The organism is Baekduia sp. (genome assembly GCF_035685985.1).
Taxonomy (GTDB): domain Bacteria; phylum Actinomycetota; class Thermoleophilia; order Solirubrobacterales; family Solirubrobacteraceae; genus Baekduia.
The window spans coordinates 24,312-38,385 of record NZ_DASRZV010000019.1; the positions used below are offsets into that span (position 1 = coordinate 24,312).

The window sequence follows — 14,074 nt, forward strand, 5'->3', positions numbered from 1 at the left end:
CTCGACACCAGTGGTGAAGAGTGTCGAATCGCGCACCGGGTTGGGGGGAGCGCTCACCCCCTGGGGGGCCGGGTGGTCAGCCCCGCCAGCAGACGCCGCCGAGCGACGTTCGTACCCCCGTCCACCACCAGCCAAGCGCGCCCGACGCGCCGCGCGGCGGCCAGCGGCCCGACGTAGCCGCGCGGCAGCGCCGCGGCCGGGCGGGACGGGTCCCGGGCGTCGACCAGGACCGCCGCGCGCAGGCGCACGCCGTCCAGCCGGAACAGCGCGGTCGAGCAGGTGCGAAACGGGCGCCCGGCGGTGTCCACGGGCCGGTTCAGGGCGCCGGTCGCGATCGTCTGTTCCAGCGCGGCGAGGTGGGGCAGCGCCCGGTGTCCGATCGCGCAGCGCCGCGCGGGCGGCCGGTGGGCGTCGACCGGGCGCGCGGGCAGGCTCGGCACGCCGCGCGGCGCGTCGGCCGTCCGGCCGGAGCCCGCCAGGAGCACCCGCCCGTCGGCGCCCAGGAGGTCGGCCGTGAGGGCGTCGGTCGGCATCGCGCCGCGCCGCGCGGTCACGAAGGCCACCGCCGCGCGCCACCCGAACGGCAGCGCGGCGTCGGCGCGCGGGAGGATCCGCGTCCCGTCGCGCAGCCGGACGGCGGCCACGCGCCGGTCGACGATCCAATAGCCGAGCGCGACCGCGTTGGAGACCGACATCCCGCCGCCCGAGATCTGCGGATAGGCGGCCTGCGCCGCCGGGCCGCAGCCCGAGCCGGCGGCGATCGAGCCGCGCTCGCCGCGCAGCGCGACCGTCGAGCACCAGCCCACCGCGCCGACGCGCAGGTCGGGGCGCAGGACGACGGCGTAGGCGCGCACCGCGCTGGCGTTCCCGCCGCCGCCGCCCGGCACGCGGCCCTTCAGCGGCGGCGACGGCTCGCCGCTCAGCGTGAGCACGGCCGCGGCGGTCGCCGTCCCGCCGAGCGCCAGCGCCGCGGCGAGCACGACGAGCGGCCGCCATCGGCGCCGGGCGGCGACGCGCCGCGGCGCCGCCGCGGTCACGAGCTGGTCGCGCAGCAGGTCGAACGGGTCCGGGCTCATGCGCCTTCCTCCTTCAGCTCTCGCCGCAACCGCGCCAGGCCGCGCGCCACCCGTTGGCGGACGACCTGCTCCGAGCAGCCGACGGCGGCCGCGATCGCGGGATAGGGATCCTCGGCCAGCACGCGCCGCAGCACGGCCTCGCGCTGGGCCTCCGGCAGCGCGGCCAGCGCCGCGCGCAGGTCGACCGACCCGCGCGCCTCGATCGCCGCCATCTGCGCGTCGTCGAGCGCGACCGGCGCCATCCCGAGCCGCCGTCGCGCCGCGGCGTCGACGCGCCGCCGCCGGGCCGCGTCGTAGATCAGGTTCCGCGCGATCCCCAGCAGCCACGCGACCGCCGGGCCCCGCGCCGGGTCGAACTGCCCGCGGCGCTCCAGCGCTCGCGCGAACGTCTCGGCGACCACGTCGAACGTCAGGTCCGGCCGCGCGACGCGCCGCGCCACGTAGGCCGTGACCGCGCCGACGTGGCGCTCGTAGAAGCGCCCGAAGGCGGCCGGATGCTCGGCCGTCAGCAGCCGCGCGTCGTCGGGTTCCGATCCCACGCTCCCTCTACTCACGAGCGCTCGCGATTGTGACGACCTGCCGGATTGGCCACCTTTCCCACCGGCGAGATCACCACCAAGCCGGTAATGCCCACAGGTTTGGTGTACACTGCCCAACCTCTGAAACCTGACTGTGATTCGACCATTTTCAGAGGAGCCCCCTTCGTGAGAACCAAGATCCTGCTCTCGGCCCTGGTGGCCGGCGCGCTGGCGGTGGCCGGCTGCGGCGGCGCGTCGGACGACAAGAGCGGCGGCGACGCGTCCGCGGCCTCCAACGGCGGCGGCGCGAAGACCTCGCTCTCGCTGGTCGCCTACTCGACCCCCGAGGTCGTCTACGACCAGATCATCCCGGCCTTCCAGAAGACCCCCGAGGGCAAGGGCGTGTCGTTCAAGACCTCCTACGGCGCCTCCGGCGACCAGTCGCGCGCGGTCGCGGCGGGCCAGAAGGCCGACCTCGTGGCGCTGTCGCTGGCGCCCGACGTCGACAAGCTCGTCGACCCCGGCCTCGTTCCCAAGGACTGGACCGCGCAGACCGAGGCCGCGGGCGGCCAGGGCGGGTTCGTCACGACGTCGCTGGTCTCGTTCGTCGTCCGCAAGGGCAACCCGAAGGGCATCAAGGGCTGGGACGACCTGCTCAAGCCGGGCGTCAAGGTCGTCACGCCCAACCCCTTCACGTCGGGCGCGGCGAAGTGGAACCTGATGGGCGCCTACCAGCACGGGGGCATCGACTACGTCAAGAAGCTCCTGACCCAGCACGTGCCCGTCCAGCCGAAGTCCGGTCGCGAGGCGCTGCAGACGTTCACCGGCGGCGAGGGCGACGTCCTCATCTCCTACGAGTACGAGTACACGACCGCGGTCAAGAAGGGCGAGAAGGACATCGAGCTGGTCCAGCCCGACGACACCTTCCTGATCCAGAACCCGATCGCGGTCACCTCCAACGCTCCGCAGGCGGCCAAGGACTTCCTGAAGTTCGCGCTGGGCGACACCGCGCAGCAGTACTTCGCGGACTGGGGCTACCGCCCGGTCAACGCGGCGGTCCTGGCCAAGAACAAGTCCAAGTTCCCCGACCCGCCGACGGTCAAGACGGTCGACGACTTCGGCGGGTGGAAGAAGATCAACGCCGAGCTGTTCGACCCCGAGAAGGGCTCGGTCGCCAAGATCGAGAACGACGCGGGCGTCTCGACGGCCAAGTAGCCCATGGCGACGTCGGCGGCGACCGCACCCGCTCCGCCCGCGCGCGCTCGCGCGGGCCGGCGCGCCGGCACCCGAGGCCTCACCGGCCTCGGGGTCGGCGTCGTCACGCTGTGGCTGAGCGTGATCGTGCTGCTGCCGCTGGCGGCGCTGACGGCGAAGGCGTTCGACGGCGGCGTGGACGAGTTCTGGACCGCCGTCTCCAGCCGCCAGGCGGTCTCCGCGCTGAAGTTCACGATCGGCGTGTCGGTCATCGTCGCGGTGGTCAACGCGGTCGCCGGCGTGGCGATCGCGTGGACGCTCGTGCGCGACGACTTCCGCGGCCGCCGGCTCGTCAACGCGGTCATCGACCTGCCGTTCGCGCTGCCGACGATCGTCGCCGGCATCACGCTGCTGGCGCTGTGGGGGCCGCGGTCGCCGATCGGCGTCAACCTCGCGTTCACGCAGGTCTCGGTCGCGATGGCGCTGTTGTTCGTGACCTTGCCCTTCGGCGTGCGCGCGGTCCAGCCGGTGCTGATCGAGCTGGACACCGAGATGGAGGAGGCGGCCGCGTCGCTGGGCGCCTCCGGGCCGCGCGTCTTCCGCTCGATCGTGCTGCCCAACCTGATGCCCGCGATCCTGTCCGGCGCGGCGCTGGCCTTCGCCCGCGCGGTCGGCGAGTTCGGGTCGATCGTGCTGATCAGCGGCAACAAGCCGTTCGACACGCAGGTGTCGTCGGTGTTCATCTTCAAGCAGATCGAGAGCGACAACCCGGTCGGCGCGGCCGCCGTGTCGGTCGTGCTGTTGTTGGTGTCCTTGCTCATGTTGGTGGCCCTGCGCGTCATCGAGTCGTGGGGGAGCCGCCATGACCACCGCTAGCCCCGTGGGCCGCCTGTCGGTGCGCGTCCTCGCGCTCGGCTACCTGGCGCTGCTGCTGCTCGTGCCGATCGGCGTCGTGCTCTACCGGACCTTCGAGCCCGGCCTCGGCGAGGTCTGGGACTCGATCACGACGCCCGCCGCGGTCAGCGCGTTCTGGCTGACGATCGAGCTGGCCGCGATCGCCGTCCCGTTGAACACCATCTTCGGGATCGTCGCCGCGCTGGTGCTCGTCCGGTCGCGGGTCCGCGGCAAGTGGTTGTTGCAGGCCTTCATCGACCTGCCGTTCGCGATCTCGCCGGTCGTCATCGGCCTCGCGCTGTTCCTGCTCTACGGCCGCCAGGGCTGGCTCGGGCCGACGCTGACCGACGCGGGCATCCAGATCATCTTCAGCGTGCCGGGCATGGTCCTGGCGACGATCTTCGTCTGCCTGCCGTTCGTGGTGCGCGAGGTCGCGCCGGTGCTGCGCGAGATCGGCGACGAGCAGGAGCAGGCCGCGGCGACGCTCGGCGCGTCGCGGTGGCAGACGTTCCGGCGGATCACGCTCCCGGCGATCCGCTGGGGCGTGGCCTACGGCGTGGTGCTCAGCACCGCGCGGGCGATCGGCGAGTTCGGGGCGGTGAGCGTCGTGTCGGGGAAGATCTCCGGCGAGACCGTCACGCTGCCGCTGCTCGTCGAGAACCGCTACTCGAACTTCGACCTGTCCGGCGCCTACGCGGCGTCGGCGCTGCTGGCCGTGATCGCGCTCGCGACGCTGCTGGCCATGACCCTGTTGCAGAGGAAGGGTGACCCGCGATGATCGCCGCCACCGGCGTGTCCAAGCACTACGGCGACTTCGCCGCGCTGCGCGACGTCTCGATCGACATCGAGGCCGGCTCGCTGACCGCGCTGCTCGGGCCGTCGGGCTCGGGCAAGTCCACGCTGCTGCGCGTGATCGCGGGACTGGAGACGCCCGACGCGGGCACGGTCGTCATCGAGGGGCGCGACGTCACGAACGTCCCGCCGCAGCGGCGCGACATCGGCTTCGTGTTCCAGCACTACGCCGCGTTCAAGCACATGACGGTGCGCGACAACGTCGGCTTCGGGCTGAAGGTCCGCAAGCGGCCGAAGGCCGAGATCGACGCCAAGGTCGACGAGCTGCTGACGATCGTCGGGCTGGCCGGCTACCAGAAGCGCTACCCGTCGCAGCTGTCGGGCGGCCAGCGCCAGCGGATGGCGCTGGCGCGCGCGCTGGCCGTCGAGCCCAAGGTGCTGCTGTTGGACGAGCCCTTCGGCGCGCTGGACGCCAACGTCCGCGCCGAGCTGCGCGCGTGGCTGCGCCGGCTGCACGAGGAGGTCCACGTCACCACGGTCCTGGTCACCCACGACCAGGAGGAGGCGATGGAGCTGGCCGACCGGATCGTCGTGCTCAACGCCGGTGAGATCGAGCAGGCCGGCGCGCCGCGCGACCTCTACGACCGGCCCGCCAACGAGTTCGTGATGGGCTTCCTCGGCCCGGTCGCGCGCCTGGGCGACGGCCTCGTGCGCCCGCACGACCTCGTCCTGCAGCCCGACCCCGACGGCACGTCGATCGAGGCCCAGGTCGCGCGCATCGTCCACCTCGGCTTCGAGGTCCGCGTCGAGCTGGAGCTGGCCGGCGACGGCGCCCTGGCCGCCCAGCTGACCCGCCACGAGCTGGAGCAGCTGGAGATCGCCGAGGGCGACATCGTCTACGTCCGGCCCGCCGGCGGGCGCTTCGAGCGCGCGACGCCGGAGCCCGCCCCCGCGCCGGTCGAGCAGCCCGCCGCCTAGCGGCGGGTGACCGGGGTGACCGCGTCCGCAGTGGCCGGTCTCCGCCGGCCGTTCACCTGCGCGTCACCCAGGCCTCCGGGTCCTTCGCGAGGGCCTCGACGCCCTTGGGCAGCTTGCCGGCGGCGAGGTCGGCCAGCGTGACCTCCTCGACGACCGAGCGCAGCGCGGCGCGCACGCTGATCCAGACCCTCTGCAGCGGCTCGGCCGAGCCCGCGTACTCGACGTCCTCGGGGCGCCCGCCGCGCACGGAGGCCAGCGGGCCCTCGACGGCGCGGATGATGTCGGCGACCGTGATCTCCTCGGCGGGACGCGCCAGCCAGTAGCCGCCCTCGGCGCCGCGCCGCGACGTCACCAGGCCCGCGTGGCGCATGTCCGCCAGGATGTTCTCGAGGAACTTCAGCGGGATGTTCTGGGCCTGCGCGACGGCGTCGCCCTTGGTCGGACGCTCGGTTCCGGCGGCGGCCAGCTCGATCGCTGCCCGCACCGCGTAGTCGGCCTTTGCGGAGATGCGCACGGCCGCAATCGTTCCAGACGCGTCGGAAGGTCGCGGCGCGGGCGGGCCGGCGGCCGCTCAGCCGGCGGCGTCCGGGTTGCCGGTGGTGTGCTCGCGATCGGCCTCCTTGTCGGTCGACGGGCTCGGCGCGTCGGGCCCGTCGTCGGGGTCCGCGCCGCCGGCGTCGCCGCCTTCGCTGCCGCCGGGCGTGCTCTCGGGGTAGCCGCCGGTGCCGGTCCGCTGCTTGCGCGGATCCTCGCTGTGATCGGGCTGGTCTTCGTCGGCCATGCCCGAGTCCTGCCCGGCACGCGCCGGGGCCAGTCACGGCCCCGGCGCGCCCGTGGTCACGCCTTCCTCTTGGCGGCCTTCTTCTTGCCCTTGGCCTTGGCCTTCACCTTCTTCTTGGTCGCCGTCGTCTTCGGCTTGGCCTTCTCGGTCGTCGGCTCGGGCGTCGCCAGCCGCGACGAGCCGCTGGAGGCCGACGGCTTGCAGCCGCGCGGGCGGCCGAGGTCATAGGGCCCCGAGATGTACTGGGTGATGGCGCCCTTGCTGTCGGCCGTGGCGTAGGTCACGGTCAGCAGCGGGTCGACGCGCGGCTCGGCGCACAGCGGCGTGGCGATCGCGAACGTGCCGACGATCTTCGCGTACTGGTTGCCGGTGTACTTGCCGATGCAGTTGACCCCCCAGCCGGGGAAGTCGCCGTTGCAGGTGAACGAGTCGGTCGTCACCGGGTTGTTCTGCTGGTCGAAGACCGACACGTCGGTCGAGAAGCCGGTGTCGCCGATCTGGGGCTGGATCTGGTAGCCGGTGATCGGGCCACCGCAGGCGAAGACGTACTGCACCTGCGTGTCGTCGTCACCGGGCTGGGCCGGGCCGGCCTCGATGTGGCCGCCGCAGTCGTAGTTGTTGGCGTTGGCGCCGGCGAGGGCGGACGGGGCCGCGATCGCGAGCGCGAGGACGGCGGCCGCACCGGCCGGAGCGAGACGGGCGAGGGTCAAGGAGACCTCCGTGTCGGGTTCGATGGATGGGATGGGGGGAAGATCGGGTCCAGCGCGCCGGCCGGCGCCTGGGCGGCGGCGCCGAGCGGGTCGAGGCCGAAGAGGCCGTCGACCGAGCGCAGCAGCGCGACCGGGCCGGTGGCCGTGGCGTCGGTGGCGCCGGCGGTGGCCTGCGGCGAGAGCACGAGCGCGCCGACCGGGGCGGCGGGCGCGGCGGGCGCCGTGGGGTCAGGCGCCGCCGCCGGCGCGTCGGGCGCCAGGACGAGCACGCCGTCCTTCTTGTAGGCCTCGCTGGCCAGCACCTGGTCGGCGACGGCCTTGGCGCTCGCGTCGCTGTCGGCCACGACGAGGCTGAGCGCGGGCGTCGCGTCGGCGGTCTCGAGGTCGGCGGCCAGGCGGTCGGTGCCGACGGTCGTGGTCGCGCAGTCGCCGCGCTGGACCAAGGTGGTGAACAACGACGGGCCGACGCGCGCGGCCGGGCCGGTCGTGCAGCGCTGGGTGGCGTCCTCGACGTAGGCGCGCCACGTCAGCCCGATCGCGACGAGCTGGTCGGGCAGCGACGTCTCGCCCGCGGGCCGCACGCACGCGGGGAGGCTCGCGGCGCAGTCGGCCGTCGGGACCTGTCCGCCGAGCAGGGCCAGCTGGTTGGCCGCGGGCGTCGGGCCGGCGTCGGAGTAGCCGCCGAGCAGCAGGCCCCGAGCGACCAGCGGCGCCAGCGGCGAGGCCGGGCCGAACGCGGTCGCCGCGTCGGCGGCGGGCAGCGAGACCAGCCAGACGTGCGCGGGCGCGGTGCCCGCGGGGGCGGTGGACGACGGCGTGGCGCTCGACGCGCCGTCGTCGGTCGAGCTGGGGGTGGGGGAGCCATGGCCGTCGTCGTCGCTCGACGAGGGGTCGTCCGTGGACGACGCGTCGCCGTCGCCGTCGCCGTCGGAGCCCGCCGCGGCCGAGGACGCCGACGGCGTGTCGGAGCGCCCGCCGTCGTCGTCGGGCTCGTCCGCGGCGCCCCCGGCGTCCTGGTCCGCGTCGTCGGTGGCCGTCGTCGCGGGCGCCGCCGCGGGCACCACGAGCGCCAGCACGCGGGCCGGCGGCGCGCCCGCCACCGCGCCCTCGGGCGCCGGCCCGAGCGCCGCGCCGGCGACCCCGCCGAGCGCCAGCGTCGCCGCCGCGAGGGCCGCCGTGAGGCGCCGCGAGGGCGTGTTCGGGCCGCTCGGCAGGGGCTCGTCGGCGCGAGCCGCTGACGGAGCGGCAAGCGGCGCGGGCGGGAAGCCCAGCTCCGCGAGCGCGTCGACGCGCGGCGCGCCGTGGCGCGCGCCGCAGCGCAGGCAGTAGCGCTGGTCGTCGCGCAGCGCCGCGCCGCATTCGCCGCAGTTGGAGGCCGGAAGGCTCATCGCCTGGACCTTTTCTTTTCAAACCCGATCCGAATTGTGCAGTTAGGATATTGTCCACCTACTGACCTTGCAAACTGGGAAAGGGAGTTCCGCGGAGATGAACCGCACCCGCCGTCTCACCACCGCCGTCGCTGCCGTCGGCGTCCTCACCGTCGCCGTGCCGGCCAGCGCGTCCGCCGTGAGCACGATCACGATCAGCGGCGCGACCGGCTCCGCGCCGCTCGTCGCCCTGCTCGCCAAGAAGTACGTCAAGCTCAAGCCGGGCAAGGTGAAGTTCAAGCTCGCCCAGGGCGGCGGCGAGGTCGGCATCCAGGATGCCGCCGCCGGTCGCGTCACGATCGGCAACGCCGCGCGCGACCCGCGCCCGAGCGACCCGCAGGGCCTGACGTTCTACCCCATCGCCAGGGACTTCTTCTGCTTCGACACCAACCCGGCGAACAAGCTGCCGAACCTGACGACCGCCCAGGCGCAGGCGATCTGGACCGGGCAGATCCGCAACTGGGAGGACGTCCCGGGCGCGACGGTCACCGGGACGATCGACCTCATCGGGCGCACGGCCGCGTCGTCGCTGCCGCCGCTGGTCCAGTCGCTCCTGCTGGGCAACAAGACGATCTCGAGCTTGGCCGCGCTGAAGCCGTCGGACGGCCTCGTCGAGCAGACCGTCGCCTCCGACAAGAACGCGATCGGGTTCAACTCGGGGTACTACGCGTCGCAGAAGGACGTCCACGCGGTGTCCTACAACGGCGTCGCCTGCAACCTCCAGAACGGCAAGTCCGGCCAGTACCCGGGCACGCGCACCTACTACGAGGTGACCCGTGGCCCGGCCCAGGGCGCGGCCTCCGCGTTCATCAACTGGATCCAGCACAGCGCGCCCGCGCGCAAGATCATCGCGTCGATCGCGATCCCGCTGAGCTGATCCACCGTGCTCGCCCGGCTGCGACAGCCGTGGACGGACCGGCAGGCCACCTGGCGCCTCGGCGCGGTGGCCTGCCTGGTGCTGCTCCTGATCACGTTGATGGTGGTCTTCGTGACCGTGCGCGCGTGGCCGATGCTGCGCGCCAACGGCTGGGTGTCGTGGCTGGGGCCGGGCGGGTCGGTCGACGACCAGCTCGGCCGGATGATCAAGACCGGCCAGGACCCGCCGGACGCCGCCTACCACCTGCGGGCCTGGCCGCTGGTCTACGGGACGCTGCTGACGACGGGCGTCTCGGTGCTCATCGGCCTCGTCTTCAGCGTGTTCAGCGCGATCTTCATCGTGGAGTTCGCGCCCGCGCGGGTCCGGGCCGTCGTCGTGCCCGCGGTGCGGCTGCTGGCCGCGGTGCCGTCGGTGATCTACGGGCTCGTCGGGATCCTCGTGCTGGCGCCGTTCGTCGGCAACCACCTGATCTCGCCCGGGCGCAAGACGTCGGTGCAGAACGTCGTCCAGCTCGACGGCACCGGCGTGCTCGTGGCGATCGTCGTGCTGACCGTGATGATCGTCCCGATCATGATCGCGATCGTCGTCGACGCGCTGCGGGCGATCCCGCCGGCGTGGACGGAGGGCGCCGCCGCGCTGGGCGCCAACCGCTGGGAGACGATCTGGACGGTCGGCGTGCGCGCCGCCCGTCCGGCGATCGTCGCGGCGGCGGTGCTCGCCTGCGCCCGCGCGCTGGGCGAGGCCGTGGCGTTGTCGATGGTGTCGGGCTCGCGCGGCTTCTCGCCCAACCCGGTCGACGGCGTCACCTACCTCTTCGAGCCGATCCGGCCGCTGGCCGCGTCGATGGTCGAGAACGTCGACGCGATGAACGCGCCGGCGGTCAAGTCCTCCATCTACGCGTTCGCGTTGCTGTTGCTGCTGTCGAGCCTGGCGCTCTCGATCGGCGGCTACCTCGCCAAGCTCCCGCTGCGCCGCCAGGGGCTGAGGGTGTAGATGGCGGCCACCGCCTACGAGGCCCCGCCGCCGCCGCCGTCCGCTCCGCCGCGCCCGGCCCCGCGCCGCGACGCCGTGCGCACGTGGAAGTGGTCGCACCGCCTCGCGTTCGGCACCTGCTGGGCGTGCGGCATCGCGCTCGGCCTGGTCTGCGCGGCGATCGTCGTCTACATGGGCGTGCGCGGCGTCCAGTACCTCAACCCGCGCCTGCTCTTCACGCGGCCCCAGCCCGGCCTGGCGCAGAGCACGACGGGCGGCATCCTGGACCCGATCGTCGGGACCGTGATCCTCACGATCATCGGCATCGCGATCGCCGTGCCGCTGGCCGTGGTCGCCGCGGTCTGGGTCGTCGAGTACGGCAGGCCCGCGCCGCTGGCGCGCGCGGTCGAGTCCGGGATCGAGGTCGTCGCCGGCACGCCGGACATCGTCATCGCGATCTTCGGGCTGGCGATCTTCCAGCTGCCGATCCTCGCGCCGGTGTCGTTCACCGCGTCGGGCGGCGGCGTCTTCGGGCGCTCGTTCCTGGCGGCGGGCAGCATGATGTCCTTGATCGCGCTGCCGCTGGTCTTCGGCGCGGTGCGCGAGGGGCTGACGGCGATCCCCGCGCACGTGCGCGAGGCGTCGTGGGCGCTGGGCAAGACCCGCGTCTGCACGATCCGCGAGATCCTGCTGCCGCAGGTCCGCCACAACGTCGCGACCGGCGCCGCGCTGGGCATGGGCCGGATCGTCGGCGACACGGCGGTCGTCGTCGTGCTGCTCGGCGCGACGCTGCAGATCGAGCGCCAGGGGAGCGTCCCGATCCTCGGCGACCTGCGCGGCACCGGCTCGACGCTGACCAGCTACGTGTACAACGCGTCGCCCGCGGGCGAGGGCAACGCGCCGCAGAAGGCCTACGCCGCGGCGTTCGTGTTGCTGTTGATCGTCCTGTTCCTCAACTTCGCGGTCGACCTGCTCGGCCGCCGCCGCAAGGAGACGCGGGCATGAGCGCCCACGAGCGCGTGGCCGATCCGTTCCTCGACGACACGCTGCCGTCGCTGCCGCCGCCGCGCCGCCGCGTGCGGCTGGACCGCACGCCGGTGCCGGTGGCCGCGCCGGGCGACGCCGCCGCGGCCGGCGCGCGCCGCCGACAGCGCGGCCCCGGTGGCCCCGAGCGCATGCGCCTGGAGCGCCTGAGCGTGCTGTACGGGTCGCACCGCGCGGTCAAGGACGTGTCCCTGCCGATCCACGCCGGCGAGGCGTTGGCGCTGATCGGGCCGTCCGGGTGCGGCAAGACGACGCTGCTGCGGACGTTGAACCGCCTGACCGAGACGACGGCGGGCGCGACGCGCGAGGGCCGCGTGCTGCTCGACGGCACCGACGTCGAGCAGCTCGAGGTGACCGCGCTGCGCCGTCGCGTGGCGATGGTCTTCCAGCAGCCCAACCCGTTCCCGATGTCGATCTTCGACAACGTGGCCTACGCGATCCGCGTGCAGAACCGCAAGACGCCGCGGCGCCGCGACCTCGAGCCGCGGGTCGTCGACGCGCTGCGCCGCGCCGGGCTCTACGACGAGGTCGCGGACGATCTCGATCGCCCCGCGCTGCGGCTCTCGGGCGGCCAGCAGCAGCGGCTGTGCATCGCGCGCGCGATCGCGACGCGGCCCGAGGTGCTGTTGATGGACGAGCCGTGCAGCGCGCTGGACCCACGCTCGACGGCGGTCATCGAGGAGCTGATCGGCGAGCTGCGCCGCGAGCTGGCGGTCGTCATCGTCACCCACAACCTCGCCCAGGCGCACCGGATCGGCGACAAGGTCGCGTTCATGTACCTGGGCGACCTGGTGGAGTACGGCGAGGCCGAGCAGGTCTTCGTGGACCCGCGCGCCGAGCGGACCCGGGACTACGTGGCGGGGGCGTTCGGGTGACCCGCGCCGCCGCCCTCGCGCTCGCCGCCGTCGTGGCGCCGGCCGCCGCCGGGCTGTCGGCCTGCGAGAGCACGGCGGACAAGAGCGCGCGGATCGCGGCGGAGGGCCGCAAGGCCGTCGCGGCGAGCGCGACGCTGAGGATCCACGCCGGCGCCGACCTGCGCGTGGCCCGCGCGGTGGTGGTGCGCGGGGACGGCGGCGCGGTCGCGGCGGCGGTCGAGGTGCGCAACCGCGGCGCGGCCGTGCGGCGGGACGTGCCGGTGCTCATCGACGTCCGCGACGCGCACGGGAGCAGCCTGTACAGGAACGACCAGGTCGGCCTGCAGCCCGCGCTGCAGCGCCTGGGGTCGGTCGGCCCGCGCGAGACCGTGTGGTGGGTCAACGACCAGGTCACGGCCGCCGCGTCGCCGCGTCGCGTGACGGCGCGGGTCGGCGCCGCGCCGCCCGCCGCGCCCGGCACGGTTCCCCGCGTGCGCCTGGCCGGCGTGCGCTTCGCGTCCGACGCCACCGGCCGCTACCTCACCGGCCGGGTCGTCAACCCGTCGCGCTCGGCGCTGCGCGACGTGCCGATCTTCGCGGTCGCGCTGAAGGGGACGAGGGTCGTGGCCGCCGGCCGCGCGCTCGTCCCCGCGCTGCCCGCCGCGGGCAGCCCCAAGCGGGTGGTCTTCCGCCTGTTCTTCGTCGGCGACCCGCGCGGGGCACGGGTCCGCCTGACGGTCGCCCCCGACGCCGCCCCGAGGAAGTCGTGAAGGAGCCCGACGTGATCACCGAGTCCCACAGCCCGGCGCCGCCGCCCGTCTTCGGCCACGACGGCCTGCCGTGCCCGTCGTGCGGCGCGCCGCTGGCGGGCGACCAGCGCTACTGCCTGTCCTGCGGCGCGCGCCGTCCGGAGGCGCGGCTGGAGTTCCTCGACGTGCTCGACGAGGACGTGCGGGCGCGGCGGGCCGTCCCGCCCGGCGCCGCCGTGGCGACCGTCGCGCCGTCGGCGCCGCCGCCGGCCGCCGGCCTCAACGGGCGGATCAACGCCCACGCAGGCCTCCTGGCGGTGGGCTCGTTGTTGGTGCTGACGCTCTTGGTCGGCCTGCTCGTCGGCCACTGGGCGACCCAGCGCGACGCCCCGTCGGCCTCCGGCAGCGCCGCGGCGCCCGCGCCGCAGGTCATCACGGTGCAGGGGGCGGCGGCGCCGAGCGCGACGTCCACCGACGCCACCGCCGGCTCGGGGTCCGGCGGCTCCTCGTCGTCCACCAAGGGCACGTCCAGGTCCTCCACGGCCAAGGACGCCGACGCCCGCGACAAGGCCACCGCGCCCAAGGGTTCGGTGTCGGTCAAGAGCCTCAACTCCAAGAAGGCCGTCGAGGACGCGGTCAAGAAGGGCAAGCCGATCTCGACCGGGTCCGGCAAGCTGCCGCCCACCGACGACAAGGCGCCGGCGGGCGGCGCGGGCTTCGAGGACATCGGATGAGCGCCCTGCCCGGCCCGGTGTCGCTGGACGAGCTGCGCCGCCGCCGCCACGAGCTGGCGCGGCGCGTCGCGGCGCTGACCTTCGACCTCGGCGGCCTGACCTACGAGATGGCCGCGCGGGACCACTACCGCCTCGACGTCCTCTCCCGGCGCGCCGCCGAGCTTCAGCAGGCCGACGGCGAGCTGGGGGAGGTGGAGCGCCTGCTGGCGGCCTCCGAGGACGGCGTCGTCGGATCCTGCCGCTCCTGCGGCGCCGTGCACTCGCGCGGCGCGACGTTCTGCTGGCACTGCGGTCAGCCGCTGGTCACCGGCTGACCGCGTGCGGAGGGCGCGGCGCCTAGTGTCGTGATTCATTCATTCGGTCGCAGCTTTCCGGGATGCTCGGCCCCGTCAGGCGGTCGTCGATGACCGCAGGCGACCCTTTGGGTCGTTGAGGATCAGCGGCGGGCGCATGGCGGCGGCGAGCGCCCGGAGG

The 14,074-nt window shown here is 74.2% G+C and carries 17 protein-coding genes; 11 read left to right on the top strand and 6 right to left on the bottom strand.

The features are described from left to right. Positions 1 to 53: 53 nt before the first annotated feature. Positions 54 to 1,076, bottom strand: a complete 1,023-nt coding sequence (locus VFG42_RS10375; RefSeq protein WP_324908035.1) for a hypothetical protein — start codon at positions 1,074 to 1,076, stop codon at positions 54 to 56. Then, positions 1,073 to 1,615: a sigma-70 family RNA polymerase sigma factor gene (locus VFG42_RS10380; RefSeq protein ID WP_324908037.1), complete on the bottom strand. Its 543-nt coding sequence runs from the start codon at positions 1,613 to 1,615 to the stop codon at positions 1,073 to 1,075. Before VFG42_RS10380 ends, VFG42_RS10375 begins: the two co-directional genes overlap by 4 nt. 165 nt (positions 1,616 to 1,780) lie before the next feature. Here VFG42_RS10380 and VFG42_RS10385 point away from each other — a divergent pair, with 165 nt between their 5' ends. From VFG42_RS10385 to VFG42_RS10400, 4 genes are read left to right on the top strand one after another with little or no spacing between them, the layout of a single operon-like run. Continuing rightward, positions 1,781 to 2,809, top strand: coding sequence for a sulfate ABC transporter substrate-binding protein (locus VFG42_RS10385; protein WP_324908039.1), 1,029 nt, complete (start codon positions 1,781 to 1,783; stop codon positions 2,807 to 2,809). 3 nt (positions 2,810 to 2,812) lie between these two features. Then, positions 2,813 to 3,664 (top strand): sulfate ABC transporter permease subunit CysT, encoded by an 852-nt coding sequence (gene cysT, locus VFG42_RS10390; RefSeq protein WP_324908041.1) that lies wholly within the window; start codon positions 2,813 to 2,815, stop codon positions 3,662 to 3,664. Beyond that, a complete protein-coding gene (cysW, locus tag VFG42_RS10395) occupies positions 3,651 to 4,460 on the top strand; it encodes a sulfate ABC transporter permease subunit CysW (RefSeq protein ID WP_324908043.1) in 810 nt (269 codons plus the stop codon). The genes cysT and cysW overlap by 14 nt, the downstream gene beginning before the upstream one ends. Beyond that, positions 4,457 to 5,452: a sulfate/molybdate ABC transporter ATP-binding protein gene (locus VFG42_RS10400; protein WP_324908045.1), complete on the top strand. Its 996-nt coding sequence runs from the start codon at positions 4,457 to 4,459 to the stop codon at positions 5,450 to 5,452. The genes cysW and VFG42_RS10400 overlap by 4 nt, the downstream gene beginning before the upstream one ends. Positions 5,453 to 5,504: 52 nt before the next feature. Here the strand turns inward: VFG42_RS10400 and VFG42_RS10405 are convergent, their stop codons facing one another. The 4 genes from VFG42_RS10405 to VFG42_RS10420 are packed head-to-tail and all read right to left on the bottom strand — an operon-like array spanning position 5,505 to position 8,331. Then, positions 5,505 to 5,966, bottom strand: a complete 462-nt coding sequence (locus VFG42_RS10405; protein ID WP_324908046.1) for an Rrf2 family transcriptional regulator — start codon at positions 5,964 to 5,966, stop codon at positions 5,505 to 5,507. Between the two features lie 57 nt (positions 5,967 to 6,023). Next, positions 6,024 to 6,233, bottom strand: a complete 210-nt coding sequence (locus tag VFG42_RS10410) for a hypothetical protein (protein WP_324908048.1) — start codon at positions 6,231 to 6,233, stop codon at positions 6,024 to 6,026. Between the two features lie 56 nt (positions 6,234 to 6,289). Further along, the gene (locus tag VFG42_RS10415; RefSeq protein ID WP_324908050.1) at positions 6,290 to 6,943 is read right to left on the bottom strand and encodes a hypothetical protein; all 654 of its coding nucleotides are present in this window, start codon (positions 6,941 to 6,943) and stop codon (positions 6,290 to 6,292) included. Beyond that, a complete protein-coding gene (locus VFG42_RS10420; protein ID WP_324908052.1) occupies positions 6,940 to 8,331 on the bottom strand; it encodes a zinc ribbon domain-containing protein in 1,392 nt (463 codons plus the stop codon). The genes VFG42_RS10415 and VFG42_RS10420 overlap by 4 nt, the downstream gene beginning before the upstream one ends. A 97-nt stretch (positions 8,332 to 8,428) precedes the next feature. Between VFG42_RS10420 and VFG42_RS10425 the strand changes: the two genes are divergently transcribed. Genes VFG42_RS10425 through VFG42_RS10455 form a run of 7 tightly spaced genes read left to right on the top strand, consistent with a single transcriptional unit; the run spans position 8,429 to position 13,914 of the window. After that, positions 8,429 to 9,247, top strand: coding sequence for a substrate-binding domain-containing protein (locus VFG42_RS10425; RefSeq protein ID WP_324908054.1), 819 nt, complete (start codon positions 8,429 to 8,431; stop codon positions 9,245 to 9,247). 6 nt (positions 9,248 to 9,253) lie between these two features. Continuing rightward, the gene (pstC, locus tag VFG42_RS10430; RefSeq protein ID WP_324908056.1) at positions 9,254 to 10,240 is read left to right on the top strand and encodes a phosphate ABC transporter permease subunit PstC; all 987 of its coding nucleotides are present in this window, start codon (positions 9,254 to 9,256) and stop codon (positions 10,238 to 10,240) included. Further along, positions 10,241 to 11,224: an ABC transporter permease subunit gene (locus VFG42_RS10435; RefSeq protein ID WP_324908059.1), complete on the top strand. Its 984-nt coding sequence runs from the start codon at positions 10,241 to 10,243 to the stop codon at positions 11,222 to 11,224. Beyond that, entirely contained in the window at positions 11,221 to 12,138 is a 918-nt protein-coding gene (locus VFG42_RS10440; protein ID WP_324908061.1) for a phosphate ABC transporter ATP-binding protein, read from the top strand. The genes VFG42_RS10435 and VFG42_RS10440 overlap by 4 nt, the downstream gene beginning before the upstream one ends. Next, complete coding sequence (locus VFG42_RS10445) at positions 12,135 to 12,887, top strand: hypothetical protein (RefSeq protein WP_324908063.1); 753 nt, start codon at positions 12,135 to 12,137, stop codon at positions 12,885 to 12,887. Before VFG42_RS10440 ends, VFG42_RS10445 begins: the two co-directional genes overlap by 4 nt. Beyond that, on the top strand, positions 12,884 to 13,600 hold the full coding sequence (locus tag VFG42_RS10450; protein ID WP_324908065.1) for a zinc ribbon domain-containing protein: 717 nt from the start codon (positions 12,884 to 12,886) through the stop codon (positions 13,598 to 13,600). The genes VFG42_RS10445 and VFG42_RS10450 overlap by 4 nt, the downstream gene beginning before the upstream one ends. Continuing rightward, positions 13,597 to 13,914 (top strand): hypothetical protein, encoded by a 318-nt coding sequence (locus tag VFG42_RS10455; protein WP_324908067.1) that lies wholly within the window; start codon positions 13,597 to 13,599, stop codon positions 13,912 to 13,914. The genes VFG42_RS10450 and VFG42_RS10455 overlap by 4 nt, the downstream gene beginning before the upstream one ends. Positions 13,915 to 14,074 lie beyond the last annotated feature (160 nt).